We start from the raw sequence: 26,489 nt of genomic DNA, 5'->3' as shown, positions 1-26,489 counted from the left end.
TCGTCGCTGCATCGCCCGAAACCCGCAAGGGCGGCCATGGGGATCCCGCTGGTGCGGGCCGCCCCCGGTGGCGCTTGCGGCGCGTCATGCGAGCCACGGCCGAAACCGATCGTGACGCGAGGTCGCCTGACGCCGTTGCAAAGCCCGGGCTACAAGATAGATCGCGGCGTTATAGGCCCCGAAACGTCAAAAATCCAGACGCCGCGCCGCAGCCACGTCAAGAAGACGGCAACCAGAACTCCGGCACCGCGGGGCTGAGCCGCCCGCCAAGCCGCAAGGGCGCCACCGCCTTGGCCAGTCCGGTGCGGTCGTCGGTTTCCACCGCGACGCCGCAGACGGTCGCCTCGCCATGCGCCGGGGTGAAGCGGCCCGACGGGATCTTACGCAGGAAGCGGGAGATCGGCTCGTCCTTTTCCATGCCGAGCACGGAATCATAGTCGCCGCACATGCCGGCATCGCTCATATAGGCCGTGCCGCCGGGAAGGATCTGGTGATCCGCCGTCGGCGCATGGGTATGGGTGCCGACCACCAGCGAGGCGCGCCCGTCGGCGAAATGCGCCAGCGCCTGTTTCTCGCTGGTCGCCTCGGCATGCATGTCGATCACGATGGCATCGACCACCTGGCCGAGCGGCGTGCTGTCCAGCAGGGTGTCGATCGCCATGAACGGATCGTCGAGACTGTCCATGAACACCCGCCCCATGGCATTTGCCACCAGGACGCGCGCGCCGTTGCGGGCGGTGAAGATATTGGCGCCGCGACCCGGGGCCCCCGGCGGAAAATTGATCGGCCGCAACAGGCGGTCCTGCCGGCCGATATAGACCAGCGTGTCGCGCTGGTCCCAGACGTGATTGCCGGTGGTGACCACATCGGCGCCCGCATCGAGCACGTCCTGCAGGATCTCCTCGGTGATGCCGAAGCCGGCGGCCGCGTTCTCGCCGTTGACGATGACGAAATCGAGCGCATAGGTCTCGACCAGACCGGGAAGCGCTTCGATGGCCGCCTGCCGGCCGCTGCGTCCGACAAGATCTCCCAAAAACAACAGGCGCATGCCTACTCCCGATCCTTGAATTCCATGAGGCCGGCCTCCGTCAGGATCCGGTCGAGCCGCTGGTCGTGGGCCTCTTCCGGCACCGCGTCCGCGCGTTGGGCGGAAAACGCCAGTCCGACGGTGGCGGGGCGACGTCCCAGCGCGCGGGTGATGCGGGCAATCGCGCGGTCGTAATAGCCACGTCCGTATCCGATGCGCGCGCCGCGCAGGTCGAAGGCAGCAAGCGGCACCAGCAGGCACTCGGGAACGAGTTCCTCGGCCTCCGCCGGCGGTTCGACCGTCCCGAACCCGGCCCGCACCAGAACGGTCTCGCGCGTCAGGCGGCGGAACACAAGCTCGTTGTCCACGATCGCCGGAAGGCACAGGGCGTGCCCCCTGACGCGCAAGGCATCCATCAGCGGGCGGGGATCGATCTCGTCGCGGATCGGCCAGAAACCGGAGACAATGGCGCCTTTGGGGAAATCGAGCGCATCGACATGCGCCACCAGCGCGAGACCGCCTTCGATGCGTGCGTGCGGATCAAGTGCGGCGCGCCGGGCAAGAGCTGCCGCGCGAACCGCGGCCTTGCGCGCCGACATGCTCTCGCGCGCTACATCCGTTTGACTGGTGCTTTCCGCACGGGATGTGCCCGTCTGTCCGGTGTCGGATGCTGCCGTCAACTTCACGCTCGCTCGACATTCTCGTGCAGACCGATGCCTGCGGACAGTTGAAGACGGGTTCGGGCGGATGCGCCGGAACGGCTGGAACATGCGTATGACGTGGCCGCATCAGCCGTTGGAGTTTGCAATCCCGGGAAACCTACTGTGTAGGTGGGCGCCGTGTGCCCAAGCCCACGGGCGAGGACAGGAACAGCTCCCAAGGGATGCGTAAGGCCCCGGGGATATGTCTCCTGACGAACCGCGCAGCCACGCCAATCCCGGATATAGGGCCGGTGGGCGGACAAACACAACACACGTTTTGTATCCGGTGACAAAAAGACACCCTCAGGCATCCGACGGGCGCACCGGACGGCTCAGTCCCTCGGCGAGCGCCTCGATCCGCTCGGCGGCCTGGGTGACGCGCTCGGCCACGGCCGCCTCGCTGCGCTCCGCCCGTTCCAGCGCGGCGCGACGCGCCTCGCGCAGGCTTTCCACCTCGTCCTCGAGCGCCTTCAGCCGCCGCTCGCGCTCGGCGAGCTCGTCGGTGACCATGATGCCGGCCATCACCGTCAGCCGCAGGTCGCCGATCTCGCCGAAACTGCCGCGCAACGTGTCGATGCAGCCGTCGAACCGGCGCGCCAGCCCGGTCAGCCGCTCCTCTTCGCCGTCGTCGCAGGCCATGCGAAAGCTGCGGCCGTTGATGGTCACGATGATCTGCGCCATTCAGCCTCCTCAGCCGCCGTGCGTTTCTAAAACGGAGCGGATCGATTCCATCGCCGAGACCAGGCGGCGGGACACCTCGCGGTTCGCATCTTCAAGCCGCCCGACGCGCGCTTCCGACAAGTCGAGCGTGGCGGCCAGTTGCGAGCGGTCGTCGCCAAGCCGCTGCACTTCCTGCTGGAGCCCGGAGACGGACAGGTCGGCCTCCTGCCGGCGCTCCACGGCAGCCTCCAGCCGGCCGACAGCCCGTGTCAGCCGCTCCAGCGCCGCATCGAGCGGGCGCTCTCCCGCTCCGGTCCCCGCCCCGATGTGTCCCGTTTCGTCCATTGCCATCTTTGCTTTTGTCGCCACGCGCAACCGTGCGGCTCCCCGACAAGCCGTCTGCGCGCCGGCGCGAACTCAGCGCATCGCTATAGCATCCCTTTGCCGAAGAGGCGAGATCGCCGGCTGTCACGGAAACCCCGGTTTTGCCGGCATCCGCTTTGTTGACTCCCCGGGGGTTCCTGATATTTGTCGACCCGCCTCGCGAGGACGGCCGTCCGGGCCGGTTCGCAGGCGTGGCAGCGGCGCATTTTCTTCCTCCCGGATGCAGCCGCCACCATCCAAGAGACATTCCCCGCGCGGCACGCCCGTCGGGGCGCGAAATCCAGGACTGCAATGCCCTTGCGGCCCCCCGACAGGGACAGACGGAACCTAGCAATGACCGATCTTGAAAAGCACAATCGCATGGCGAATGCGATCCGTTTCCTCGCCGCGGACGCCGTCGAGGCTGCCAAGTCGGGTCATCCCGGCCTGCCCATGGGCGCCGCCGACATCGCGACCGTCCTGTTCACCCAGGTGATGCACTACGATCCGACCCACCCGGACTGGCCCGACCGCGACCGTTTCGTGCTGTCGGCCGGCCACGGATCGATGCTGCTCTATGCGGTGCACTATCTGCTCGGCTCGGAGGACTTCACCCTCGAGCAGCTCAAGAACTTCCGCCAGATCGGCGCGCTGACCGCCGGCCATCCGGAATACGGCCACGGCGCGGGCATCGAGACCACGACCGGGCCGCTCGGCCAGGGGCTGGCCAATGCGGTCGGCATGGCGATGGCCGAACGCCACATGCGCGAGACCTTCGGCGCCGAGCTCAGCGACCATTACACCTACACGCTTGTCGGCGACGGCTGCCTGATGGAAGGCATCAGCCAGGAGGCGATTACGCTTGCCGGCCACCTCAAGCTCAACCGCCTGATCGTCATCTGGGACGACAACGGCATTTCCATCGACGGCAAGGTCTCGATCACCGACAGCACTGACCAGCTCGAGCGCTTCCAGGCGAGCGGCTGGGCGACGGTCGCCATCGACGGCCACGATCCGGAAGCCATCGCCTCCGCGCTCAATGCCGCGCGCCAGAGCGACCGCCCGACGCTGATCGCGGCCAAGACCACCATCGGCTTCGGCGCGCCCAACAAGGGCGGCACCGAGAAGGTCCACGGCGCCCCGCTTGGTGCGGAAGAGCTCGCCGCCACCCGCAAGGCACTCGGCTGGGCGCATGAGCCCTTCGACGTTCCCAGCGACATTCTCGACGCCTGGCGGATCGCCGGCCTGCGCTCCGGCCAGACCCGCAAGGATTGGGAAAAGCGCCTGGCGGAAACCGACGCCGAAAAGCGCGGCGAGTTCGAGCGGCGCCTGCGCGGCGACCTGCCGTCCGGTTTCGCCGCCGCGATGTCCGCGCTGAAGAAGCAGATCGCGACCGACCGCCCGACGATGGCGACCCGCAAGGCGTCCGAATATGTGCTTGGCACGATCAACCAGGCCGTTCCGGAAACCATTGGCGGCTCGGCCGACCTGACCGGCTCCAACAACACCCGCACGGCTGAGACCGGCGCGATCACCCCGGACGACTTCACCGGCCGCTATGTCCATTGGGGCATCCGCGAGCACGGCATGGCCGCGGCGATGAACGGCATGGCGCTGCACGGCGGCATGATCCCGTATTCCGGCACGTTCCTGGTGTTCTCCGACTATGCGCGCCCGGCCATGCGCCTCTCCGCGCTGATGAAGCAGCGGGTGATCCATGTGATGACCCACGACAGCATTGGGCTCGGCGAGGACGGACCGACGCACCAGCCGGTCGAGCACTATGCCGCGCTGCGGGCAATCCCGAACCTCGACTTCTACCGCCCCGCCGATGTGACGGAGACGCTGGAATGCTGGCAGCTGGCGCTGGAATCGCGCGAGACGCCGAGCGTGCTGGCGCTTACCCGCCAGAACCTCGCGCCGGTGCGCACGACCTTCGAGGAGGAGAACCTCTGCGCCCGCGGCGCCTATGTCGTTGCAGACGCGGAAGACACGCCGGCCGCGACGCTGTTCGCCTCCGGGTCCGAGGTCGAGATCGCGCTTGAAGCGCGCGAGGCGCTGGAGGCCCAGGGCATCCAGACCCGCGTCGTGTCCGTGCCCTGCATGGAGCATTTCGAGCGCCAGTCGGAAGACTATCAGGCCGACATCATCGGCGGCCCCGGCGTCAAGGTCGCGATCGAGACCGGCATCCGCCAGGGCTGGGACCGGATAATCGGGCGCGACGGCATCTTCATCGGCATGTCGGGCTTCGGCGCAAGCGGACCCTACAAGGATCTCTACGCGCATTTCGGCATTACCGCCGAGGCCGTGGTCGAGGCCGTCACCGCCCGCGTCGGCGGCTGAACGACAACTGCCCGCCCAGCCGGACTGGCGGGGCGGGCTGTTCAACCGGCGGGCACGGCGCCTGCCGGCCGATATTTCGAACACGTCCGCACGCAGCCGAACACGGCGGCATCGCGCGGACCGGACTGGACGGCGATTTGCGCCAGGAAAGGGGACACTCACATGACCGTAAAAGTTGCCATCAACGGGTTTGGACGGATCGGCCGCAATGTTCTGCGCGCCATCGTGGAATCGAGCCGCACCGACATCCAGGTCGTGGCGATCAACGATCTGGGCCCGGTTGAGACCAACGCGCATCTGCTGCGCTACGATTCCGTGCATGGCCGCTTTCCCGCCACCGTGACCGTCGACGGCGACACGATCGACGTCGGACAGGGCCCGATCAAGGTGACCGCGATCCGCGATCCCAAGGAGCTTCCCTGGGGCGAACTCGGCGTCGACGTCGCCATGGAGTGCACCGGCATCTTCGCCAGCCGCGACAAGGCCGCGATGCACCTGGAGAACGGCTCCAAGCGCGTTCTGGTCTCCGCACCGGCCGCCAATGCCGACAAGACCATCGTCTATGGCGTCAACCATGACGCCCTGACCAGCGCCGACCTCGTGGTCTCCAACGCCTCCTGCACGACCAACTGCCTGGCGCCGGTCGCCTCCGTGCTGAACGAGGCCATCGGCATCGAGACCGGCTTCATGACGACGATCCATTCCTACACGGGCGATCAGCCGACGCTCGACACCATGCACTCCGATCTCTACCGCGCCCGCGCGGCCGCCTTGTCGATGATCCCGACCTCCACCGGTGCGGCCAAGGCCGTCGGCCTGGTTCTGCCGGAGCTGAACGGCAAGCTCGACGGCGTCGCCATCCGCGTTCCGACCCCGAACGTCTCGGTCGTCGACCTGACGTTCATTGCCAAGCGCGCGACCAGCGTGGACGAAATCAACGCGGCGATCCGCTCGGCCGCCGACGGCAAGCTGAAGGGCATCCTCGGCTACACCGACGACAAGCTGGTGTCCTGCGACTTCAACCACGACAGCCATTCCTCGGTCTTCCACATGGACCAGACCAAGGTCATGGACGGCACCATGGTGCGCATCCTCACCTGGTACGACAACGAATGGGGCTTCTCCAACCGCATGTCGGACACCGCCGTCGCCCTGGCGAAGACCATCTAGGACGGCAAATGGAGATCCTCGGATTTCACATCCCGGGCATCTTCGTTTTTCTGGGAGCCCTCGCGCTTCTCGGGTTCGGTTTCTATCGTCTCGACCGGAAATCGGACCCGACCCATCCGGATCGCCGCAAGATGTGGCATCCGGAAACGGACCGGGCCAGGGCCGAGACTGTCCGCAACCATTCCAGCGGCGGCGCCGACCGCTGACGGAAGGGTGCCAAGGTCTCGGACCGCCCGCAAATTGCCAGCCCCCGACCGGGCCGACCTCACGGAACCAGCCAAGATGAGCAGCTTCAAGACCCTCGACGATCTTGATCAAATCGCCGGAAAGCGCGCGCTCGTGCGCGTCGACCTGAACGTTCCGATGGACGGCAACCGGGTCACCGACACGACCCGCATCGACCGCATCCTGCCGACCCTGCGCGAACTGTCGCAAAAGGGCGCACGGACCGTCCTGCTCGCGCACTTCGGCCGCCCCAAGGGCAAGCCGGTGCTGGAGATGAGCCTCGCGCCCGTCGCGGCCGCGCTGACCGAGCGCCTTGGCACCCCGGTCGCCTTTGCCGCCGACTGCGTCGGCGAGGCGGCGCGCGTTGCCGTCGACGCCCTGAGCGACGGCGATGTGCTGCTTCTGGAAAACACCCGCTTCCATGCCGGCGAGGAAGCCAATGACGACGGCTTTGCCGACGAACTGGCCGCGCTCGGCGATCTCTATGTGAACGACGCCTTCTCCGCCGCCCACCGTGCCCATGCCTCCACCGAGGGGCTGGCACGCCGCCTTCCCGCCTATGCCGGACGCACGATGCAGGCCGAACTGGAGGCGCTGGAAAAGGCGCTCACGACGCCGAAGCGCCCGGTCATGGCCGTCGTCGGCGGCGCCAAGGTCTCCTCGAAGATCGATCTTCTCGCCAATCTGGTGAAGAAGGTCGACACGCTGGTGATCGGCGGCGGCATGGCCAACACCTTCCTCGCCGCCCAGGGCAAGGATGTCGGCAAGTCGCTGTGCGAGCACGACCTGGCCGATACCGCCCGCGCGATCCTGGACGAGGCGAAGACGGCCGGCTGCAAGATCCTGCTGCCCACCGACGCGGTGGTCGCCCGCGAGTTCAAGGCCGGCGCGGCAAACGAGACGGTGAGCGTCGACGCCGTTCCCGCAGATGCGATGATCCTCGATGTCGGACCGCAAACCGTTTCCGCCGTCAAGGCCGCGATCGACGCCGCCGCGACGCTGGTGTGGAATGGCCCGCTCGGCGCCTTCGAGATCGAGCCCTTCGACACCGCGACGGTGACCGCCGCGCGCTATGCGGCCGCCCGCACCAGCAACGGACCGCTGATTACGGTCGCCGGCGGCGGCGATACGGTGGCAGCCCTCAATCACGCCGGTGCGGCGGACGACTTTTCCTATGTCTCGACGGCGGGCGGGGCTTTCCTTGAGTGGATGGAAGGCAAGACGCTCCCGGGCGTGCTGGCGCTGAAGCGTTAAGCCTGTTGTTGATCCCCCTGCGCCGCGGCTTCTCAAGCCCGGCGCTTTTGATTAAAAGCCGCAGCATCTCGCGAACAATGCGGCACGAAGAAAAGGACCGATCGGATGAGTGAGCGTCTCGAGGACATCGCCGAGGCCATGGTGGCTCCCGGCCAGGGCATTTTGGCGGCCGATGAAAGCACCGGCACCATCAAGAAGCGGTTCGACCAGATCGACACCGAAAACACCGAGGACAACCGCCGCGACTATCGCGAGATGCTGTTCCGCGCCGACGCGGCGATGAAGGACCACATCTCCGGCGTCATCCTGTTCGACGAGACGCTGCGCCAGAAGGCCGCCGACGGGACGCCGCTCGTCGAGCTGATCCGCAAGGCCGGCGCCGTTCCCGGCATCAAGGTCGACAAGGGCGCCAAGCCGATGGCCGGCTTCCCGGGCGAGACCGTGACCGAAGGCCTCGACGGCCTGCGCGAGCGCCTCGAGGAATATTACGAGCTCGGCGCCCGTTTCGCCAAGTGGCGCGCGGTGATCGATATCTCCGAAGACGACGGCCTGCCGTCCTCGACCTGCATCCAGGCCAATGCCCATGCGCTCGCCCGCTATGCGGCGCTGTGCCAGGAAGCCGGCATCGTCCCGATCGTCGAGCCGGAGGTGCTGATGGACGGCGCCGCCGCCAGCCATGACATCGAGACCTGCTACGAAGTGACCGAGTGGACGCTCAACACGGTGTTCGCCGAGCTGTTCCAGATGGACGTCATGCTGGAAGGCATCATCCTGAAGCCGAACATGATCGTTCCGGGCAAGAACGCCGCCTTCCAGGCTGCCCCGGAAGAGGTCGCCGAACTGACGCTGCGCTGCCTGCGCTCGACCGTTCCGGCCGCGGTTCCGGGCATCGCCTTCCTCTCGGGCGGCCAGTCGGACGAACTCGCCACCGAGCACCTCAACCTGATGAACGCCTCCGGCAACCTGCCGTGGAAGCTGACCTTCTCCTACGGCCGCGCGCTGCAGCAGTCGGCGCTGAAGGCCTGGGGCGGCAAGCCGGAGAACGTCGCAGCCGGTCAGGCCGCCTTCGCGCACCGTGCCCGGATGAACGGCCTCGCCGCCAAGGGCGAATGGTCCAAGGACCTCGAGACCGCCTGACACGACGGCCGGGCGGCGCACCGCCGCCCGTTTTGAACTGCGAAACGGGAGGGGCAGGTCTGCCCCTCTTTTGCCGTGATCGGCCGCCATCTCTCAGCATCGACTGGCGACCGACCGCCCTGCTCCTCTGGCGACCCGGAAGGACGAGTGACGTGCACCCGCGCCTCTATCTGATCTCACCGATCGACCTCGATCCGGACAGCTTTCCGCAGGCCGTGGAAGCCGCGCTGTCCGGCGGCGATGTCGCCTGCCTGCTGATCGCCGACGGCGGTTGGGGCGAAGGCGCCGCCCAGAAGATCGCCGAACGCGTTGTGCCGATCGCCCAGGCCGCCGGGACCGCCGTGCTGTTGCAGAACGATACCCGCTCCGCCGGGCGTGCCCGCGCCGATGGCGTGCATGTCGACGCCGGCTCCGAGAGCCTGGCCGGCGCGTTGGAAAATTTCCACCCCAACGGCATCGTCGGGGTCGGCGACATCCGCAGCCGCCACGATGCCATGCGGGTCGCGGAAATGGGCGCGGACTATGTGTTCTTCGGCCTGATCGAACGCAGCGAGGATGCCGAGGTGCATCCGAAAACGCTGCAGTTCGCCGACTGGTGGTCGGAACTGTTCGAAACCCCTTGCGTCGCGCTCTGCGGCAGTGCCTTCTCGGGCATCGGGACCTGTGCGGCGACCGGCGCCGATTTCGTGGCCGTGCGCGGCGCGATCTGGAACCACCCGGACGGCCCGGCCGCGGCCGTGACCGCGGCAAACGACATTCTGGCGCAATACACGCTCGCCAATTCGGAAGACGGATGACCACACGCGCCACACCGGGGATCCATGCGCTGACAGTGGCGGCAACGCTCGCCGCGGTGCTGTCCGCCGGCGGCATGGCGCTTGCGCAGTCGGGCGAGCCATCGCCCGCGGCTGAGGTCTCGCCACCGGCGATGGCGCCGCTGGAAGGGGAGCCGGCGACCGGTTCCGCGGCGAAGCCGCTCACCGGCACCGCGACCCGGCTGGAGGCATTGGCCGACGACCAGGAGCCCTTGCCGAGTCCGGTGGGCACGCGCCCGCCGCTGCCGCTCCCCGTTGCAGGCGAAACCATCGACTATGCCTATGGCGCCTTCCAGCGCGGCTGGTATCTGACAGCGCTGTCGCTGGCGACCCCGCGCGCGGAAGAGGGCGACACCGCGGCCCAGACCCTCCTCGGGGTGTTGTACGAGACCGGACGCGGCCTGCCGCAGGACGCCGAGAAGGCGGCGAGCTGGTATTCGCTCGCGGCCGCCAACGGCAATGTCAAGGCCGCCCTGCGCTATGGGCTGCTGCTGCTCAACGGCATCGGCGTCGCCGAGGACCGGCAAAAGGCCGGCGACATGTTCCAGATCGCCGCCGATGCCGATGTGCCGGAGGCGATCTACAATCTCGCGGGCCTCTACCGGACCGGCGAGGGCCGGCCCTATGATCCCGACACGGCGCTGGAGCTCCTGCAGAAGGCCGCAGAGCTCGATGATGTCGACGCGCAGTTCGAGCTCGCCCAGTTCCGTCTCGACGGGCCTGCGGATGTGCGCGACGAGGCGCGCGCCGCCTTCTGGATGGGCCGCGCCGCGCGTCAGGGGCATGTCGGCGCGCAGGTGCGCTACGGCATCCTGCGCTTCAACGGACGCGGCGTCGACCCGAATGAACCGGAGGCCGCCGACTGGTTCGAACGCGCCGCCACCTCGGGCAATCCCGTCGCCATGAACCGCCTGGCACGGGTCTACGCCTATGGCCGGGGTCGCGACGTGGATCCGGAGAAGGCCGCCGGCTGGCATCTTGCAGCCCGCGGGCTCGGCGTTTCGGATCTCCAGCTCGACGGCATTCTGGCCGGTCTGGACCCGGACGCCCTCGCCGCCGCCGAGGCCTTCGCCAAGGATTATGTCGCCGATCCGACCGCCGCGCCGGAAGGCGGTCCCATCCCCTGAAGCGGCGTTTTCCGCCTTTTTGCTTGATTGGCGACCGGAAGTGTGGTGCACAGGCCGCGCATCAGGAACCATGCGGCAAGTTCGCGATCCGCGCGGCGAAGGACACCGGCCCGGCAAGCTTGCCGGCCTCGTGCCAGGCGCGCGCAATCCGCACTTGCGTTCATTCACAGTCAGCGTCCGCCCCGTCGTGCGACAGGTCCGGCGGCGCGAACACCGGCAGACGAGCTCGAAGTCATGAAAATCAACGGCAATGAAATCAAACCCGGCAATGTGCTCCAGCATCAGGACACGCTTTGGGCCGTGGTCAAGACAGAGCATGTGAAGCCCGGCAAGGGCGGCGCCTTCGCCCAGGTGGAGATGAAGAACCTGATCGACGGCCGCAAGCTGAACGAGCGCTTCCGCTCCGCCGACAAGGTCGAGCGCGTCCGTCTCGAGCAGCGCGACTTCCAGTATCTCTACCCGCAGGACGACATGCTGGTGTTCATGAACACCGAGACCTACGAGCAGATCGAGCTGCAGGCCGATTTCGTCGGCGAGCGCGCCGCGTTCCTTCAGGACGGCATGATGGTCACCCTGGAGCTGCACGAAGAGCGTCCGATCGGCATCACGCTGCCGCAGTATGTGACGCTCGAGATCACCGAGGCCGATGCCGTCGTCAAGGGCCAGACCCAGTCGTCGTCCTACAAGCCCGCCATGCTGGAAAACGGCGTGCGCGTGATGGTGCCGCCGTTCATCACCGCCGGCGAACGCATCGTCGTCGACACCGAACTGGTGGAATACGTCAAGCGCGCCGACTGATCGGCCCGCTCCCGCACCGACTGCCGGCGCCGAGGGAACGCCCTCGCCCGCCGGCGGTCGAACGCTGACCCCATGTTTCCGGGCCCGGTCTCGCCGCCCGCATCTCTTCAGGAACCGCGATGTCCCGCTCAGCCATTCTCAATGTCATGGTCCAGGCCGCAATCAAGGCCGGGCGCAGTCTCGCCCGCGATTTCGGCGAGGTGGAGAACCTGCAGGTCTCGCGGAAAGGTCCGAGCGACTTCGTCTCCGCGGCCGATCTCAACGCCGAGAAGATCGTGCGCGCCGAATTGCAGAAGGCCCGCCCCGACTACGGTTTCCTGATGGAAGAGGCCGGCACCATCCCCGGCGAGGACCCGCAGCACCGCTGGATCGTCGATCCGCTCGACGGCACCACGAACTTCCTGCATGGCATCCCGATCTTCAACGTCTCCATCGCGCTTGAGCGCGACGGCGTGATCGTCGCCGGCGTGATCTACAATCCGGCGATGGACGAGCTCTACACCGCCGAGCGTGGCCGCGGCGCTTTCATGAACGACCGCCGCTTGCGGGTCGCGGCGCGCAAGGCGCTGCCCGACTGCGTTGTCGCGACGGGCATCCCCTTCCTCGGCGTCGGCGATCATGCCCGCTCGCTCAAGGAAATCCGCCATGTCATGGGCGAGGTTGCCGGCATCCGCCGCTGCGGCGCCGCCGCGCTCGATCTTGCCTGGACCGCCGCGGGCCGTTTCGACGGCTTCTGGGAGCACGGACTGTCGCCCTGGGACATGGCGGCCGGCCTCCTGATGGTGCGCGAGGCCGGCGGCTTCGTCACCGACATCAAGGGCGGCGACAAGATGTTCGAGACCCGCTCGATCGTTGCCGGAAACGAGTCGATCCAAGGCCAGTTGCGCAAGCTCTTGGCCAACGCCAACGACTGAGCGGATCGCGCCCGAACGAATTACGGCTTTTCACGCAAGGGACAATCACGCTATCAAGGGCGCGTCTTCAACAGGGAGTCGACAAGCCCTCATGGCGCGCGCCTATGATCCGTACAGCCTGTCCAGTCCCTGGGTCTATCTGATCCGGATGATGATTTTCCTGGCGGTGGTGGCGTTTCTCGCCCTCATTCTCTACCGCCAGATCGCCACCGCCTTCATGAGCAATCCGGGCCTCAACGGCCTGATCCTCGCCACCGGGCTGATCGGGATTCTCCTCGCCATTCGCCAGGTGATCCGCCTGATGCCCGAGGTGAACTGGGTCAACGGCTTCCGCCTTGGCGATCCGGGCATCGAGGTGCGCCGTCCGCCGGTGCTGCTGGCGCCGATGGCGACGCTTCTCGGCAACCGCGCCGGCGAGACCATGCTGTCGCCGGCGACCACCCGCTCCATCCTCGATTCCATCGGCATGCGCCTCGACGAGGCGCGCGAGATGGCCCGCTATCTCACCGGCCTTCTGGTGTTTCTCGGCCTGCTCGGCACCTTCTGGGGCCTGCTGCAGACGGTGGGCTCGGTCAATGTCACGATCCAGAGCCTCGACGTCGGCTCGGGCGACGCCAATGTGATCTTCGAGGATCTCAAGGCCGGCCTGGAAGCCCCGCTGTCGGGCATGGGCACGGCGTTTTCGTCATCGCTTTTCGGCCTCACCGGCTCGCTGGTGCTGGGCTTTCTCGACCTGCAGGCCGGCCAGGCACAGAACCGCTTCTACAACGAGCTGGAGGACTGGCTGTCGACCCAGACCGACATCGAGCCGGAAGACGGCGCGGGCGGCGGCGGCTCCGGCATGGCGGAACTGCGCTTTGCCATCGACAATCTGCGCAAGGCTGTGGCCGACGGTGGCGGCGGCGCGGGCCGCAATGCCGCCGTTGCGATGGCCAATCTTGCCGAAGGCATTCAGGGGCTGGTGCAGCATGTGCGCAACGAGCAGCAGATGATGCGCGAATGGGCCGACGACCAGTCGCTGCAGCAAAAGCGCATCGAGGAACTGCTGAAGACCATGTCCCGCGCCTTCGAGCGCATCAAGGACGACAAGGGTTGACCAGACCGGAAAGGACGGGCTGACCATGGCCGGCTCACGGCTCAGACGGCGCGACGCGCGCACCGACTATTGGCCGGGTTTCGTCGACGCGATGGCATCGCTCCTGCTGGTGATCATCTTCCTGCTGTCGATCTTCGTCCTCGCGCAGTTCTTTCTGGGCCAGCAGCTCTCCGGTCGCGACACGGTGCTGAACCGCCTCAACGCGCAGATCAGCGAGCTGACGGAGCTGCTTGCGCTGGAGCGCGCCAGCGGACGCGATCTTGAGGACACGATCGCCTCCCTCACCGCCAATCTGAACGACGCCGAGAGCGAACGCGACCGGCTGGCGGGCCTGCTCGATGCCTCCTCCAATCAGGCCGATCAGGCCGGCGGCGCGGTGGCGACGCTGGAGACCGCGCTCGACGCCGAGAAACGCATCTCGCAGCGCGCGCTCTCCCAGGTCGAATTGCTCAACCAGCAGATTTCCGCCTTGCGCCGCCAGATCGGCGCGCTGGAAAGCGCGCTGGAGGCCTCCGAAAGCCGCGACCGGGAGAGCCAGACCAAGATTGCCGACCTCGGCCGCCGGCTGAATGTGGCGCTGGCCCAGCGCGTGCAGGAGCTGTCGCGCTATCGCTCGGACTTCTTCGGCCGGCTGCGCGAGATCCTGTCGCAGCGCTCCGACATCCGCGTCGTCGGCGACCGGTTCGTCTTCCAGTCGGAGGTCCTCTTCTCCTCCGGCGAGGATACGATCAATCCGGCCGGCGAAGCCGAACTCAAGAAGCTCGCGGATGCGGTCAAGGAGCTGGCCGTGCAGATCCCCGACGAGATCAACTGGGTGCTGCGCGTTGACGGCCATACGGATGCGCGGCCACTGTCAGGCACCGGACGGTTCCGCAACAACTGGGAGCTCTCCGCGGCACGCGCGATCTCGGTCGTGCGCTATCTGATCGACCAGGGCGTCGATCCCGAACGTCTGGTCGCCGCCGGCTTCGGCGAATTCCAGCCGCTCGAAGAGGGCGACGACCCGGAAGCGCTCGCCCGCAACCGCCGCATCGAGCTGAAACTCACCGAACGCTGACCGCCGTCTTTGCGCGGACACGAAAAAGCCGCCCCGGATCTCCGGAGCGGCTTGCATCATTCGGCGCGCGTTGTGGCGTCCGCGATCCGGGGGCTCAGCTCTTGCCGGCGCTCTCGTCGTCGCCGTCCGCCGTCTCGCCGGCCTCGGCGTCATCGCTCGACCCGGCAAAGGGATCGGACGGCACATCGTCTTCGGCTTCTTCCGCCTCTTCGGCGGGAGCCGCGCTGCCGTCCTTGAGCGAATTCAGCTTGGCGAAGACCGCATCGGCGTCGATCTCTTCTTCCTTCGGCTGCGACGGCGCGGGCCGTGCGAAGGCGGCCGCCATCGCGTCTTCCGAGGTCGTCTCGTCGACCGGCAGCAGCGTGGTCTCGACTTCGCCTTCCGGCTTCGGCGGCAGGTGCTTCGAGGCCTTCTCGACTTCCATGTCGAGTTCGATCTGGCTGCTCAGGCCGAGCGTCACGGGATCCATCGGCGTCAACTGGGCGGAGTTCCAGTGGGTGCGCTCGCGGATCGCCTGGATCGTCGGCTTGGTGGTGCCCACCAGGCGCATGATCTGCGCGTCCTTCAGCTCCGGGTGATTGCGCACCAGCCAGAGGATCGCGTTCGGACGGTCCTGACGGCGCGACACCGGCGTGTAACGCGGGCCCTTGCGCTTGGTTTCCGGTACCCGGGTCTTGGCTTCCTGCAGCTTCAGCCGGTATCCGGTGTTGGCCTGCGCCTTGTCGATTTCCTCGCGGCTGAGCTGGCCGGTCATCACCGGGTCGAGCCCCTTGATCCCCTGCGCGGCCTCGCCGTCCGCGATGGCCTTGACCTCAAGGGGGTGCAAGTTGCAGAAGTCCGCAATCTGATCGAAGCTGAGCGACGTGTTGTCCACCAGCCACACGGCCGTTGCCTTGGGCATCAAGGGAGGCGTTGCCATGGGTAAAATCCTCCTGTGCGCTTCGCCAGGTCCCAAGCTTTCGCAAGGCGGCTGGCAAAGCCGAAATCATGTCACATTGACGGGGAACTTGCAGGCTTATACGCGCTTCGTGCCCCGAAATCAAACCCGGATCAGGGCGCCGCGCCGGTCAAAAGCACGATTTTTCCGATGTGGCCGGAGCTCTCCATGCGCGCATGTGCCTGATCGGCATCCGCAAGCGGAAACGTGGAATCCATCACCGGGGCGATCGTGCCGGCCTCGATCAGCGGCCAAACCTTTTGCGCCAGCTTCTCGGCGATCGCGGCCTTGAAGGCGGTGTCGCGCGGCCGCAGTGTCGAGCCGGTGTGCGTCAGCCGCTTCACCATCAACCGGGAGAAGTTCACCTGCTCGCTCACCCCGTTCAGCGTGGCGATCTGGCAGATGCGGCCCTCGACCGCCGCCACTTTCCAGTTCCGTTCCACATAGTCGCCGCCGACCATGTCGAGGATCACGTCGACGCCGCGCTTGTCGGTGATCTCAAGGATCTCCGACACGAAGTCCTGGCGGTTGTAGTCGATCACATGGTCGGCGCCGAGCGCGCGCGCGGCCTGCGCCTTTTCCTCCGAGCCGACGGTGGTGAACACCGTCGCCCCGAAGGCCTTGGCGAGCTGGATCGCGGTCGTGCCGATCCCCGACGTTCCGCCATGCACCAGAAAGCTCTCCCCGGCGCTGAGGCCGACCCGGTCGAAGGCATTGCTCCAGACGGTGAAGAAGGTTTCGGGAAGGGCCGCGGCCTGGGTCAGCGTCAGCCCCTTGGGCACGGGCAGCACACAGCCGGCGTCCGCGACGACATATTGCGCATAGCCGCCGCCGGGCACCAGCGCGCACACCGCGTCGCCCTCGGCGAGACCGTCCACCTTCGGCCCGACGCCGGCGATCGTGCCGGCGACCTCGAGGCCGGGAATGTCGGTCACGCCCGGAGGCGGCGGATAGGCACCCTTGCGCTGCAGCACGTCCGGCCGGTTGACGCCGGCCGCCGCAACCGCGATCAGCACCTGCCCCTCGCGCGGCGAGGGAACGGGACGGCTTTCCGCGGCAAGCACGTCCGGCCCTCCCGGGCTCTTGAAGCCGATTGCCGTCATCATGCGCTCGGTGCTGCTCATTGCTGCCTCCAGGGATCTGAAAAATCGTGTCCCGACCGGTTTACGCATTCCCGCCAAGCCTGACAATTGACGCAAGACCGGAAAGCCGGAACAATCGGTCCCCGTCGGGACACGCTTACGGGAGATCGCACGATGGCGGCCAATGAAGACAGCGCACGTCCGCTCGCGGCGCCGGTCGTGCTTGGCGAAGACCTGTCCCGCCTGTCCGAACAGGAACTGGCCGACCGCATCGCCCTGCTGCAGGCGGAAGTCCTGCGCGTCACGGCCGAACGGGATGCCCGTGGCGGCGTCCGCGCAGCGGCCGATGCCGTTTTTCGCAAATAAGCCCTGTAGCAAACACCAATAAATTCAATGAAGTTGTCTCGCGACAACGCAAGGTGACCCATTTCAGGTCATTCAAATTTTAATCATTTACCGTTTATTAAGCTTTCCAAATTATAACTGTGCATATCCAGTCATCTGGATTTCGAGTGGCTCCTGTCCACTCTGTTTGACGCCTCCCTGTTAATGACTTCGAGCCGCGTTCGTCGCGGCTCTTTTTTTGTGCCGCGCTTCGGTGTATCCCGGAGGCGGACACAAGAGGTTCGTGGCCTCGCTCCCTTGGCATGCCGTTTGCGGGATGGAGTCAGACGTCACCGCACACGGCCCATTTCGGGACAGGATGCACCGGTCTGAAGCCGGACACTTCCCATCCCGGGCCGCCAATGCGACAAGACCCACGAGTTTACAGGAGGCACAGGCGCATGACGGACCGGAACACACGGACCTTCCAGGGCGGCCCCATCGATTTCGTCGACCGGCTTGCCAATTCGGAGATGTTTTCTGCGCTGTTCAGCGACGGCATGGCGCTGGTCGAGGAGACCGCCGCCTATCTGGATGGCGACGGTCGCGTGGAATCGAAATCGCTGCCGCGTGCGGCGTCGCTCGCCTATGCGACCGAATCGATGCGCCTGACCACGCGGCTGATGCAGATGGCCTCCTGGCTGCTGTTGCAGCGCGCCGTCAACGAAGGCGAGATGTCCTCCGAACAGGCCGGCAGCGAGAAGAACAAGGTCCGCCTCAGCACCTTGTCCTCAAGCCAGGGCGGACCCGGCTGGGACGAACTGCCCGCGCAGCTTCGCGACCTGATCGACCGCTCCGTGCGCCTGCAGGAGCGCATCGTGCATCTCGACCGGATGATCTATGAGGCCAAGGACCGGGCGCCGATGCCGGTTCCGGGCGAGAACCCCGTCGCCGCGCAGCTCAACGTGCTGAGCGCCGCCTTCGGCCAGAACCGCCCGTCCTGACACCGACACAACAGGCTTGCGCCGGTCCCACGGACCGGCGGATATCGCCGAAAGACAGGTGACGAGACCCGCCGCCGCACATCGCGATCGCAGACACAAAAAACCCCGGCTCGACGAGCCGGGGTTTTTAATTTCAACGCATAAGCGTCGCCGATCGGATATGCCCGGCTCAGTTGCCGAGGAAACCGGCGTACTTGTTCTTGAAGCGGGACACGCGGCCGCCGCGGTCCATCAACTGGCGGTCGCCGCCGGTCCAGGCCGGATGCGTGCGCGGATCGATGTCCAGCTGGAGCGTGTCGCCCTCGGCGCCATAAGTGGAGCGCGTGTGGAATTCGCTGCCGTCCGTCATCACCACCTTGATCGTGTGGTATGCGGGATGAATGTCTTTCTTCATCGTTAGTCCCCGTGCCTGCGGCTGACACCGGCCCTGGGGAGGCTCGGCGCGTCTGGTTGATCTGTATGACACCGCACCGATCCGAAGAAACACGCGCCGCGCCCGGCGATGCCGACCTCTACCGTGTTTAGAGTGGATGTGCGGTTCGTATGGGGCTGAACCGTCGAAGGTCCGGGCCCCGAAACCCTGATCGCGAGCCTATACCCGATACGCGCCGTGAAGACAAGAGCAGGGTTCCCCGGCCGGCGGATTGGCCGGCCACGGGCGCGCGTCCGGCAAAAACCGGCCGGGTGCGGCCATACGCCGGCATGCAGGCGCTTGGCCTTCGCGTGCCGATCCGGTTATGGTCCGCGGTAAGACCCCGCGGATCCGCACATGCCGCAAGATTGACGATACCCCGAACGGAGAAAAGAGACAGCGTGTCCCGCTATGGTTCATCAACGGCTCCCCAGCGGGCCGGAAAACGCGATATCCGGCCGCTTGCCGCATTGCTTCCCTATGTCGCGCGCTACAAGACGCATGTCGCACTGGCGCTGCTGGCGCTGTTCGGCGCCTCTGCGACCACCCTGCTGCTGCCGGTCGCCATCCGCCGGATGATCGACTTCGGCTTCGGCGCCGACGATCCTTCGCTGGTGAACAACTATTTTTCCGTCCTGATCGCCGTTGCAGCCGCGCTCGCCGCCTTTTCGGCGCTGCGCTACTTCCTCGTCACATCGCTTGGCGAACGCATCGTCGCCGACGTGCGCGCCGACGTGTTCTCCCACCTCGTCCACCTGTCGCCGGCCTATTTCGACAAGGCGAAGTCGGGCGAGATGATCTCGCGCCTCACCGCCGATGCGACCCAGGTCAAGTCCGCCGTCGGCGCCAGCGCCTCCATCGCCATGCGCAACATGGTGATGTTCCTTGGCGCCTCAGGGATGATGGTCGTCACCAGCCCGCGGCTGTCGCTCTTCGTGCTGGGCGCCATTCCGGTGATCGTGCTGCCGCTGATCGCCTTCGGCCGCAAGGTGCGCCGGCGCTCGCGCCACGCCCAGGACACGCTTGCCGACGCCTCCGCCTATGCCTCCGAGATTCTCGGCTCGATCCGCACGCTCCAGGCCTTCACCAACGAGCGCCACGCCGGCGGCCGGTTTTCCGCCTCCGTGGAAGAGGCCTTTCGCGCGGCCCGCATGGCGATCCTGGCGCGCGCGCTTCTGACCGGCTTTGCGATCTTCGTCATCGCCTCCAGCGTGGTTACCGTGCTGTGGGTCGGCGCTAGCGATGTCTTCGTCGGCCGGATCACCGCCGGCGAGCTCGGCCAGTTCCTGCTCTATTCGATCTTCGCGGCCGGCGCGCTCGGCGAGATGAGCCAGGTTTGGGGCGAGATCTCGCTTGCAGCCGGCGCGGCCGAGCGGCTTTCGGAAATCCTCCAGATCCGCCCGCAGATCGCAGCCCCCCCGGCGCCGGCGAAGCTTCCCAAGCGCATGGAAGGCGCGGTCCACATCGACGGGGTCTCGTTTTCCTACGGACCGGAAGCGAACCTGCCGGTTCTCGACGGGGTCGACATCGACATATCGCCCGGCGAAACCGTCGCCGTGGTCGGCCCCTCCGGCGCCGGCAAGTCGACGCTGTTCCATCTCCTGATGCGCTTCTACGACCCCACCGCCGGCACCATCCGCATCGACGGCTTCGACCTGCGCGACTGCGATCCGGTCGACATCCGCCGCCATATCGCGCTGGTGCCGCAGGACACCACCGTTTTCGGCGCGACGATTGCCGAAAACATCGCCTTCGGGCGCGCCGATGCCAGCCGCGAGGAAATCGAGGCAGCGGCCGTCGCGGCCTCGGCCGACGAATTCGTCCGCGCGCTGGAAAAGGGCTACGACACGCCGGTCGGCGAACGCGGCATCACCTTGTCGGGCGGCCAGCGCCAGCGTGTCGCCATCGCCCGCGCCATCCTCAAGGACGCGCCGATCCTGCTCCTTGACGAGGCGACAAGCGCGCTCGATGCGGAGAACGAGACCCTCGTCCAGGCCGCACTCGAACGGCTGATGGAGGGACGCACGACGCTCGTCATCGCCCACCGTCTGGCAACCGTGCTGAAGTCCGACCGGATCGTGGTGATGGACGGCGGACGGATCGTGGAGACCGGACGGCACGAGGATCTGGTCGCCCGCGGCGGGCTTTATGCCAAGCTGGCGAAGCTGCAGTTCGAGACCGGTGCCCGCGCCTTTTCTGAAACCGGCTCCGAACGCTCCGCCGCCGAATAGCGGCCAACGACCGGAACCGCGCTCCTCAACCCAAAAAGCCGGGCATCATGCCCGGCTTTTTCGCGGTCGTGCCCGCAGGCTCAATCCTGATCGGGAACCGGCACCGTGTAGTTCAGCGGCAGACGACCGCCATCCGCGTAGATCGTCTGGCCGGTGATGTAGCTTGCATCGTCGGAGGCGAGGAAAGCCGCCACGCCGGCGATTTCCGACGGCTCGCCGACGCGACGCAACGGCGTGCGCGACAAGACGCGTGCCTTCGCGGCCGGGTCGGAGTTCACCGAGGCCAGCATCTCCGTCATGATCGAGCCGGGACCGATGCCGTTGACGCGAATGCCGTATTCGGCGAGCGACAGCGCCGCCACCTTGGTCAGCTGGTTCAACCCGCCCTTGGAAACGGAATAGGGCACCTGGTTGGCGATCGCGAAGACCGCATTGACCGACGACATGTTGATGATCGTGCCGGGGGTCCCGCCGTCCTTGACCTTGGCGACCATGTGACGGGCCACCGCCTGGGAACAGAGGAACGCGCCCTTCAGGTTGACGGACAGGACCCGGTCGAAATCCGCCTCGTCGAGGTCGAGGAAGTCCGCCCCGACGACAATCCCGGCGTTGTTCACCAGAACGTCGATATCGCCGTAGGCATCGAGCGTCGCGGCCACGAGATTGCGCACGTCCAGCTTCTCGGCGACGTTGCAATGGACGTAGAGCACGTCCCCGAGCGCCTTGAGCTCCGCTTCCGCCGCCTCGCCGCGGGTTTCGTCCTGATCGGCGATGACCACCTTCGCCCCGTCCTGCACGAAGCGCTTCGCGATGGCGAAGCCGATGCCGCCGGCCGCACCGGTGACAATGGCAACTTTGTTTTCCAGGGACACTGGCATCCTCGTTTGTCGCGTTGTCCATATCCGAAGTGACCGGCCAGGGCCGGACATTGCCGCGACCATAGGCCGGGGAACCCAGCCTGTCGATGGGGCGCACGGCAACGGCGGCCGGACCGCCCGTCGAGGCCGGTGGACGCTGCGTCACCGCGCGCCGGCCCTGCAACCGGCATCGTCACACGGCAAGGCCGCGCGCCTTCAGCGCCTCCTCGATTTCCTCCAGAATCGCCGGGTCGTCGATTGTCGCGGGCACCCGGACCTCGGCCCCGTCGGCGATCTGGCGCATGGTGGCGCGCAGGATCTTGCCCGAGCGCGTCTTCGGCAGGCGTTCGACGGTGATCGCCAGCTTGAAGGCCGCCACCGGGCCGATCTTCTCGCGCACCCGCTTGACCAGTTCCGCCTCGATCTCCGCGTGCGGACGGTTGACCCCGGCCTTGAGCACGACGAACCCGCAAGGCGCCTGTCCCTTCAGCGTGTCGACCACGCCGATCACCGCGCATTCGGCGACATCTGGATGGCCCGCCAGCACCTCTTCCATCGCGCCGGTGGAGAGCCTGTGACCGGCGACATTGATGATGTCGTCGGTGCGCGCCATGATGAAGAGATAACCGTCCTCGTCCATCACGCCGGCATCCGCCGTCTTGTAGTAGCCCGGAAACTCCTCGAGATAGGCCTTGTGGAAGCGCTCCGGCGCCTGCCACAGCGTGGGCAGGCAGCCCGGCGGCAGCGGCAGCTTAACGACGACATTGCCCAGCGTTCCGGCCGGCACCGGATGCCCCGCATCGTCCAGCACCTGCACGTCGTAGCCCGGCATCGGCACGGTCGGCGAGCCATGCTTGACCGGCAGCAGGCCAAGCCCGAGCGGATTGCCGACGATGGTCCAGCCGGTCTCGGTCTGCCACCAGTGATCGATCACCGGCACGCCGAGCTGGTCCTCCGCCCATTGCAGCGTGTCGGGGTCGGCGCGTTCGCCCGCAAGGAACAGCGAGCGGAAGCTGGCGAGATCGTAATCGGTGATCAGTTCGCCGCGCGGGTCTTCCTTCTTGATGGCGCGAAACGCCGTCGGCGCCGTGAACAGGCTCACCACATTGTGCTCCGAGATCACCCGCCAGAACACGCCCGCGTCCGGCGTCCCGACCGGCTTGCCCTCGAAGACGATGGTGGTCGCGCCCTGCAGCAGCGGCGCATAGACGATGTAGGAATGGCCGACGACCCAGCCGACATCCGAGGCCGCCCAGAACACCTCCCCCGGTTCGATGCCGTAGATGTTGGTCATCGACCACTTGAGCGCGACCATATGGCCGCCGTTGTCGCGCACGACGCCCTTCGGCTGCCCGGTGGTGCCGGAGGTGTAGAGAATATAGAGCGGGTCGGTCGCCTTCACCGGCACGCAAGGGACGGTGCGCCCGGCGGCGAGCGCCTCGTCCATCAGCACGCCGAGATCGTGGTCGCGCCCGTCGGTCAGCACCGCCTTCGACTGCTCGCGCTGCAGCACGAAGCAGTTGGCCGGCTTGTGCGCGGACAGATTGATCGCCTCGTCGAGCAGCGGCTTGTAGGTCACGACCCGGCCCGGCTCGATGCCGCAGGAGGCGGCAATGATCGCGGTCGGCTTGGCGTCGTCGATGCGGGTAGCCAGTTCGTTGGCGGCGAAGCCGCCGAAGACGACCGAATGCACCGCACCGAGACGGGCGCAGGCAAGCATCGCCATCACCGCTTCCGGGATCATCGGCATGTAGATGATGACGCGGTCGCCCTTGGTGACGCCCTGGTCGCTCAGGACGGCGGCCATCGCATTCACCCGCTCCAGCGTTTCCTCATAGGAATAGGTCGCCTTCGCGCCGGTGATCGGGCTGTCGTAGATGATCGCCGGCTGGCCGGGGCGCCCGCGCTCCACGTGGCGGTCGAGGCAATTGTAGCAGGTGTTGCATTCCGCACCCGCAAACCACTGCCCGTAGCCGCCAAGGGTTTGGTCGAACACCTTGTCCCAGGGCTTGATCCAGTCGATCTCAGCGGCAGCCTCCGCCCAGAAGCCTTCCGGATCGCGTTTCCAGCCCTCATAGACCTCGTGATAGCGGCTTGCCATCTGACGTTCCTCCCTGTGCGACGCGCCCGCGTCCGTGCTCCGGTTGGCCCGGCGCCGGATTACGGGCGGCAGTGTGTCTCCTGTCCCTCGTGCATCGTATGTGCCGCCAGCCGCCCGCGAAAGGCAAGACTTGGGCGGCTACGACATTCGGTGAATGGGGAGTTTGCGTATGGTGGCGATCAGGGCCCCGAGTCTTCCAGAAGCACCCGGGCCGACGGGCGCAAGGCGGAATCCGTCTTCGCCGGACGAACGTGACAGCCGTCTCCGCAAAGCCTATGACAACAGCCGACCCACCCGCCGAACGAGTGCCGAATGACCCCCATCGCCGACCCGATGTTCTACGCCTTCGCGGTGCCTGCCGTCATCATGGTGGGCCTGGCGAAGGGCGGCTTCGGCGGACCGCTGTCGCTGCTTGGCGTGCCCTTGATGAGCCTGACCATCGCGCCGGTGCAGGCCGCCGGTATCATGCTGCCGATCCTCGTCGTCATGGACATGGCCGGGCTCTTCGCCTATCGCGGCATCTACGACAAGACGAGCCTGAAAATCCTGCTCCCGGCCGCGATCGTGGGGATCGCGATCGGCTATTTCACCGCCGCCGTGGTCAGCGAGGCCCATGTGCGCCTGCTGATCGGCCTGGTCGCCATCCTGTTCACGCTCAACGCGGTGATCGGCGCGCGGGCCGGCAACGTCGCGCGGGCCCAGCGGCCCTGGCTCGGGCGCTTCTGGGGCATGATTTCCGGCTTCACCAGTTTCGTCAGCCATGCCGGCGGCCCGCCCTACCAGATCTACATGCTGCCGCTGCGGCTCGATCCGGTGCGCTTTGCCGGCACGTCGGTGATCTTCTTCACCACGGTGAATGCGATCAAGCTGGTCCCCTATGCCGCGCTCGGCCAGTTCGCGGCGGAAAACCTGGCCACATCGGCGGTTCTCCTGCCGCTGGCCCCGCTTGCAACCTTCGCCGGCGCCTGGCTGGTGAAACGCATTCGCCCGGGGATTTTCTACAAGATCACCTATGCGGGCGTGGCCATCATCGGGGTCAAACTGTTCTGGGACGGGCTGAGCGCGCTGATCGCCTGATCCGCCGCCACCATTGCTGTTGATCGCGCGGCGCATTGCCGCTTTGATGGCGCGACGAACGGCGACCGCTTCGCGGACCCGCCGGAGCCTTCGGAGGACAGAATGGCCGATAGCGGCAGCCCCTACACGCGCGATCTCGACAAGACCCAGGCGAATTACACCCCCTTGTCGCCGTTGAGCTTTCTGGCCCGCGCCGCCAGCATCTTTCCCGATCAAACCGCCATCGTCCACGGATCGAGCCGCACGGTCTACGCGGAGTTTTATGCCCGCAGCCGCCGTCTTGCTTCCGCGCTTGCCGCGCACGGGATCGGAAAGAACGACACGGTCACGGTGATGCTTGCCAATACCCCGCCGATGCTTGAGGCCCACTACGGCGTGCCGATGGCCGGCGCCGTGCTGCATTCGCTCAACACCCGGCTCGATGCCGCGATCATCGCCTTCCAACTCGACCACGCAAACAGCAAGGTGGTGATCACCGACCGCGAGTTCGCCCCGGTGATGAAGGAGGCGCTGGCGCTGACCAAGGTGTCTCCGCTCGTGATCGACTACGACGATCCCGAATTTGCCCAGGAGGGGGAGCGGCTCGGCTCGCTCGACTACGAGGCCTTCGTCATGAGCGGCGATCCGGCGTTTGCCTGGTCGCTGCCGGAAGACGAGTGGGACGCGATCTCGCTGAACTACACCTCCGGCACGACCGGAAACCCGAAGGGGGTCGTCTACCACCATCGCGGCGCCTATCTGCTCGCCCAGGCCAACATCCTGACCGCCGGCATGGCGAAACACCCGGTCTACCTGTGGACCCTGCCGATGTTTCACTGCAACGGTTGGTGCTTTCCGTGGTCGATGTCGGTCGTTGCCGGAACCCATGTCTGCCTGCGCCAGGTGCGCCAGAAACCGATCTGGGATGCGCTGGCCGATGAGGGCGTGACCCATTTGTGCGGCGCGCCGGTGGTGATGTCGACCATCCTCAACGCCGCGGACGCCGACAAGCGCGATCTCGGCGGACGCGTGGTGGATTTCTTCACCGCCGCCGCCCCGCCGCCGGAATCGGTGCTCGCCGCGATGAAGGACGCAGGCTTCAACGTCACCCATCTCTACGGGCTGACCGAGGTCTACGGACCCGCTGTCGTCAACGAGTGGAAGCGCGAATGGGACGCGCGCCCGGCGGCCGAACAGGCGGCGCTGAAGGCGCGCCAGGGCGTGCGCTACGTTGCCCTGGAAGATCTCACCGTCCGCGATCCGGAAACCATGGAGGCCGTTCCCGCCGACGGCGAGACGCTGGGCGAGGTGATGTTTCGCGGCAACGTCGTGATGAAGGGCTACCTGAAGAACCCGCAGGCCACCGCAGAGGCCTTCGCCGGCGGCTGGTTCCATTCCGGCGATCTCGGCGTGCTGCATCCGGACGGCTACATCCAGCTCAAGGACCGCTCCAAGGACATCATCATCTCCGGCGGCGAGAACATCTCCTCCATCGAGGTGGAGGACGTCCTGTTCAAGCATCCCCAGGTGATCGCCGCCGCCGTGGTCGCCCGTCCGGACGAGAAATGGGGCGAAACCCCTTGCGCCTTCGTCGAACTCAAGACCGGCGCCAGTGTCACCGAAGACGAGCTTATCGCCTTCTGCCGCGAGCGCATGGCCCGCTACAAGGCGCCCCGCCATGTCGTCTTCACCGAACTGCCGAAGACCTCGACCGGAAAGATCCAGAAGTTCGTCCTGCGGGAAATGGCGAAATCCGTCTAGCGGACAACGGCGCCTGAAACGACAAAAGCCGCGGCGA

General features: G+C 66.6%; 25 protein-coding genes and 1 other RNA gene. 16 read left to right on the top strand and 10 right to left on the bottom strand.

The genetic code is table 11. The features are described from left to right. Positions 1 to 217: 217 nt before the first annotated feature. The 5 genes from LC092_RS14870 to LC092_RS14850 all read right to left on the bottom strand — a co-directional run bounded on the left by LC092_RS14870 (position 218) and on the right by LC092_RS14850 (position 2,733). The gene (locus LC092_RS14870) at positions 218 to 1,048 is read right to left on the bottom strand and encodes a YmdB family metallophosphoesterase (RefSeq protein WP_224807853.1); all 831 of its coding nucleotides are present in this window, start codon (positions 1,046 to 1,048) and stop codon (positions 218 to 220) included. A 2-nt stretch (positions 1,049 to 1,050) separates the two neighbouring features. Next, on the bottom strand, positions 1,051 to 1,626 hold the full coding sequence (locus tag LC092_RS14865) for a 5-formyltetrahydrofolate cyclo-ligase (RefSeq protein WP_224807850.1): 576 nt from the start codon (positions 1,624 to 1,626) through the stop codon (positions 1,051 to 1,053). A 177-nt stretch (positions 1,627 to 1,803) separates the two neighbouring features. After that, a non-coding RNA gene (gene ssrS, locus LC092_RS14860) (6S RNA) lies at positions 1,804 to 1,959 on the bottom strand. A 72-nt stretch (positions 1,960 to 2,031) separates the two neighbouring features. Then, positions 2,032 to 2,409, bottom strand: coding sequence for a cell division protein ZapA (locus LC092_RS14855; RefSeq protein WP_224807848.1), 378 nt, complete (start codon positions 2,407 to 2,409; stop codon positions 2,032 to 2,034). Positions 2,410 to 2,418: 9 nt separating this feature from the next. Next, entirely contained in the window at positions 2,419 to 2,733 is a 315-nt protein-coding gene (locus LC092_RS14850) for a DUF4164 domain-containing protein (RefSeq protein WP_224807846.1), read from the bottom strand. A 372-nt stretch (positions 2,734 to 3,105) separates the two neighbouring features. Between LC092_RS14850 and tkt the strand changes: the two genes are divergently transcribed. The 11 genes from tkt to LC092_RS14795 all read left to right on the top strand — a co-directional run bounded on the left by tkt (position 3,106) and on the right by LC092_RS14795 (position 14,687). After that, positions 3,106 to 5,094, top strand: a complete 1,989-nt coding sequence (gene tkt / locus LC092_RS14845; protein WP_224807844.1) for a transketolase — start codon at positions 3,106 to 3,108, stop codon at positions 5,092 to 5,094. A gap of 162 nt (positions 5,095 to 5,256) precedes the next feature. After that, the gene (gene gap / locus LC092_RS14840; protein WP_224807842.1) at positions 5,257 to 6,264 is read left to right on the top strand and encodes a type I glyceraldehyde-3-phosphate dehydrogenase; all 1,008 of its coding nucleotides are present in this window, start codon (positions 5,257 to 5,259) and stop codon (positions 6,262 to 6,264) included. Between the two features lie 8 nt (positions 6,265 to 6,272). Further along, complete coding sequence (locus LC092_RS14835; RefSeq protein ID WP_224807840.1) at positions 6,273 to 6,470, top strand: hypothetical protein; 198 nt, start codon at positions 6,273 to 6,275, stop codon at positions 6,468 to 6,470. Positions 6,471 to 6,546: 76 nt separating this feature from the next. Then, on the top strand, positions 6,547 to 7,743 hold the full coding sequence (locus LC092_RS14830) for a phosphoglycerate kinase (RefSeq protein WP_224807838.1): 1,197 nt from the start codon (positions 6,547 to 6,549) through the stop codon (positions 7,741 to 7,743). 105 nt (positions 7,744 to 7,848) lie between these two features. Continuing rightward, positions 7,849 to 8,880, top strand: a complete 1,032-nt coding sequence (locus tag LC092_RS14825) for a class I fructose-bisphosphate aldolase (RefSeq protein ID WP_224807836.1) — start codon at positions 7,849 to 7,851, stop codon at positions 8,878 to 8,880. 152 nt (positions 8,881 to 9,032) lie between these two features. After that, positions 9,033 to 9,677 carry a thiamine phosphate synthase gene (locus LC092_RS14820; protein WP_224807834.1) on the top strand — a complete coding sequence of 215 codons (645 nt, stop codon included), beginning with the start codon at positions 9,033 to 9,035 and terminating at the stop codon, positions 9,675 to 9,677. After that, complete coding sequence (locus LC092_RS14815) at positions 9,674 to 10,822, top strand: tetratricopeptide repeat protein (protein WP_224807832.1); 1,149 nt, start codon at positions 9,674 to 9,676, stop codon at positions 10,820 to 10,822. Before LC092_RS14820 ends, LC092_RS14815 begins: the two co-directional genes overlap by 4 nt. 234 nt (positions 10,823 to 11,056) lie before the next feature. After that, positions 11,057 to 11,620 (top strand): elongation factor P, encoded by a 564-nt coding sequence (efp, locus tag LC092_RS14810; RefSeq protein ID WP_224807830.1) that lies wholly within the window; start codon positions 11,057 to 11,059, stop codon positions 11,618 to 11,620. A gap of 119 nt (positions 11,621 to 11,739) precedes the next feature. Then, positions 11,740 to 12,534: an inositol monophosphatase family protein gene (locus LC092_RS14805; protein ID WP_224807828.1), complete on the top strand. Its 795-nt coding sequence runs from the start codon at positions 11,740 to 11,742 to the stop codon at positions 12,532 to 12,534. A gap of 91 nt (positions 12,535 to 12,625) precedes the next feature. After that, positions 12,626 to 13,630, top strand: coding sequence for a flagellar motor protein MotA (locus LC092_RS14800; protein ID WP_224807826.1), 1,005 nt, complete (start codon positions 12,626 to 12,628; stop codon positions 13,628 to 13,630). Positions 13,631 to 13,655: 25 nt separating this feature from the next. Further along, complete coding sequence (locus LC092_RS14795) at positions 13,656 to 14,687, top strand: peptidoglycan -binding protein (RefSeq protein WP_224807824.1); 1,032 nt, start codon at positions 13,656 to 13,658, stop codon at positions 14,685 to 14,687. A gap of 94 nt (positions 14,688 to 14,781) precedes the next feature. Here the strand turns inward: LC092_RS14795 and LC092_RS14790 are convergent, their stop codons facing one another. Continuing rightward, the gene (locus tag LC092_RS14790) at positions 14,782 to 15,606 is read right to left on the bottom strand and encodes a DUF1013 domain-containing protein (protein ID WP_224807823.1); all 825 of its coding nucleotides are present in this window, start codon (positions 15,604 to 15,606) and stop codon (positions 14,782 to 14,784) included. A gap of 131 nt (positions 15,607 to 15,737) precedes the next feature. After that, positions 15,738 to 16,748 (bottom strand): NAD(P)H-quinone oxidoreductase, encoded by a 1,011-nt coding sequence (locus LC092_RS14785; protein WP_224807822.1) that lies wholly within the window; start codon positions 16,746 to 16,748, stop codon positions 15,738 to 15,740. Between the two features lie 132 nt (positions 16,749 to 16,880). Between LC092_RS14785 and LC092_RS14780 the strand changes: the two genes are divergently transcribed. After that, positions 16,881 to 17,072 (top strand): DUF1192 domain-containing protein, encoded by a 192-nt coding sequence (locus tag LC092_RS14780; protein WP_224807821.1) that lies wholly within the window; start codon positions 16,881 to 16,883, stop codon positions 17,070 to 17,072. A gap of 419 nt (positions 17,073 to 17,491) precedes the next feature. Further along, positions 17,492 to 18,034, top strand: coding sequence for a DUF1465 family protein (locus tag LC092_RS14775; protein ID WP_224807820.1), 543 nt, complete (start codon positions 17,492 to 17,494; stop codon positions 18,032 to 18,034). Positions 18,035 to 18,203: 169 nt separating this feature from the next. Here LC092_RS14775 and rpmE read toward each other — a convergent pair whose 3' ends face one another. After that, a complete protein-coding gene (rpmE, locus tag LC092_RS14770) occupies positions 18,204 to 18,428 on the bottom strand; it encodes a 50S ribosomal protein L31 (RefSeq protein WP_029059426.1) in 225 nt (74 codons plus the stop codon). A gap of 308 nt (positions 18,429 to 18,736) precedes the next feature. Between rpmE and LC092_RS14765 the strand changes: the two genes are divergently transcribed. Then, positions 18,737 to 20,677, top strand: a complete 1,941-nt coding sequence (locus LC092_RS14765; RefSeq protein ID WP_412103588.1) for an ABC transporter transmembrane domain-containing protein — start codon at positions 18,737 to 18,739, stop codon at positions 20,675 to 20,677. 80 nt (positions 20,678 to 20,757) lie between these two features. On the opposite strand, the gene LC092_RS14760 is transcribed toward LC092_RS14765, so the two are convergent. Next, on the bottom strand, positions 20,758 to 21,555 hold the full coding sequence (locus tag LC092_RS14760) for an SDR family oxidoreductase (RefSeq protein ID WP_263627154.1): 798 nt from the start codon (positions 21,553 to 21,555) through the stop codon (positions 20,758 to 20,760). 172 nt (positions 21,556 to 21,727) lie between these two features. Beyond that, positions 21,728 to 23,635, bottom strand: coding sequence for a propionyl-CoA synthetase (locus tag LC092_RS14755; protein WP_224807809.1), 1,908 nt, complete (start codon positions 23,633 to 23,635; stop codon positions 21,728 to 21,730). A 312-nt stretch (positions 23,636 to 23,947) separates the two neighbouring features. Here LC092_RS14755 and LC092_RS14750 point away from each other — a divergent pair, with 312 nt between their 5' ends. Both LC092_RS14750 and LC092_RS14745 read left to right on the top strand, forming a co-directional pair. Then, the gene (locus LC092_RS14750) at positions 23,948 to 24,712 is read left to right on the top strand and encodes a sulfite exporter TauE/SafE family protein (RefSeq protein ID WP_224807807.1); all 765 of its coding nucleotides are present in this window, start codon (positions 23,948 to 23,950) and stop codon (positions 24,710 to 24,712) included. 102 nt (positions 24,713 to 24,814) lie between these two features. Then, entirely contained in the window at positions 24,815 to 26,452 is a 1,638-nt protein-coding gene (locus LC092_RS14745; RefSeq protein WP_224807805.1) for an acyl-CoA synthetase, read from the top strand. Positions 26,453 to 26,489 lie beyond the last annotated feature (37 nt).

It is taken from the genome of Stappia stellulata (genome assembly GCF_020176715.1).
Lineage (GTDB): Bacteria > Pseudomonadota > Alphaproteobacteria > Rhizobiales > Stappiaceae > Stappia.
Note: the sequence above shows the minus strand (reverse complement) of the source record. Positions and strands in the feature narration are given on the sequence as shown.

What these genes read in the sequence shown, in the direction of transcription:
- efp (WP_224807830.1), top strand. Translation starts at nt 11,057, where the DNA reads ATGAAAATCAACGGCAATGAAATCAAACCCGGCAATGTGCTCCAGCAT.
- LC092_RS14790 (WP_224807823.1), bottom strand. Translation starts at nt 15,606, where the DNA reads ATGGCAACGCCTCCCTTGATGCCCAAGGCAACGGCCGTGTGGCTGGTG.
- LC092_RS14750 (WP_224807807.1), top strand. Translation starts at nt 23,948, where the DNA reads ATGACCCCCATCGCCGACCCGATGTTCTACGCCTTCGCGGTGCCTGCC.
- LC092_RS14795 (WP_224807824.1), top strand. Translation starts at nt 13,656, where the DNA reads ATGGCCGGCTCACGGCTCAGACGGCGCGACGCGCGCACCGACTATTGG.
- LC092_RS14865 (WP_224807850.1), bottom strand. Translation starts at nt 1,626, where the DNA reads ATGTCGGCGCGCAAGGCCGCGGTTCGCGCGGCAGCTCTTGCCCGGCGC.
- LC092_RS14825 (WP_224807836.1), top strand. Translation starts at nt 7,849, where the DNA reads ATGAGTGAGCGTCTCGAGGACATCGCCGAGGCCATGGTGGCTCCCGGC.
- tkt (WP_224807844.1), top strand. Translation starts at nt 3,106, where the DNA reads ATGACCGATCTTGAAAAGCACAATCGCATGGCGAATGCGATCCGTTTC.
- LC092_RS14835 (WP_224807840.1), top strand. Translation starts at nt 6,273, where the DNA reads ATGGAGATCCTCGGATTTCACATCCCGGGCATCTTCGTTTTTCTGGGA.
- LC092_RS14800 (WP_224807826.1), top strand. Translation starts at nt 12,626, where the DNA reads ATGGCGCGCGCCTATGATCCGTACAGCCTGTCCAGTCCCTGGGTCTAT.
- LC092_RS14755 (WP_224807809.1), bottom strand. Translation starts at nt 23,635, where the DNA reads ATGGCAAGCCGCTATCACGAGGTCTATGAGGGCTGGAAACGCGATCCG.
- LC092_RS14780 (WP_224807821.1), top strand. Translation starts at nt 16,881, where the DNA reads ATGGCGGCCAATGAAGACAGCGCACGTCCGCTCGCGGCGCCGGTCGTG.
- LC092_RS14850 (WP_224807846.1), bottom strand. Translation starts at nt 2,733, where the DNA reads ATGGACGAAACGGGACACATCGGGGCGGGGACCGGAGCGGGAGAGCGC.
- gap (WP_224807842.1), top strand. Translation starts at nt 5,257, where the DNA reads ATGACCGTAAAAGTTGCCATCAACGGGTTTGGACGGATCGGCCGCAAT.
- LC092_RS14870 (WP_224807853.1), bottom strand. Translation starts at nt 1,048, where the DNA reads ATGCGCCTGTTGTTTTTGGGAGATCTTGTCGGACGCAGCGGCCGGCAG.
- LC092_RS14775 (WP_224807820.1), top strand. Translation starts at nt 17,492, where the DNA reads ATGACGGACCGGAACACACGGACCTTCCAGGGCGGCCCCATCGATTTC.
- LC092_RS14815 (WP_224807832.1), top strand. Translation starts at nt 9,674, where the DNA reads ATGACCACACGCGCCACACCGGGGATCCATGCGCTGACAGTGGCGGCA.
- LC092_RS14855 (WP_224807848.1), bottom strand. Translation starts at nt 2,409, where the DNA reads ATGGCGCAGATCATCGTGACCATCAACGGCCGCAGCTTTCGCATGGCC.
- LC092_RS14830 (WP_224807838.1), top strand. Translation starts at nt 6,547, where the DNA reads ATGAGCAGCTTCAAGACCCTCGACGATCTTGATCAAATCGCCGGAAAG.
- rpmE (WP_029059426.1), bottom strand. Translation starts at nt 18,428, where the DNA reads ATGAAGAAAGACATTCATCCCGCATACCACACGATCAAGGTGGTGATG.
- LC092_RS14765 (WP_412103588.1), top strand. Translation starts at nt 18,737, where the DNA reads ATGCAGGCGCTTGGCCTTCGCGTGCCGATCCGGTTATGGTCCGCGGTA.
- LC092_RS14785 (WP_224807822.1), bottom strand. Translation starts at nt 16,748, where the DNA reads ATGAGCAGCACCGAGCGCATGATGACGGCAATCGGCTTCAAGAGCCCG.
- LC092_RS14805 (WP_224807828.1), top strand. Translation starts at nt 11,740, where the DNA reads ATGTCCCGCTCAGCCATTCTCAATGTCATGGTCCAGGCCGCAATCAAG.
- LC092_RS14760 (WP_263627154.1), bottom strand. Translation starts at nt 21,555, where the DNA reads ATGCCAGTGTCCCTGGAAAACAAAGTTGCCATTGTCACCGGTGCGGCC.
- LC092_RS14745 (WP_224807805.1), top strand. Translation starts at nt 24,815, where the DNA reads ATGGCCGATAGCGGCAGCCCCTACACGCGCGATCTCGACAAGACCCAG.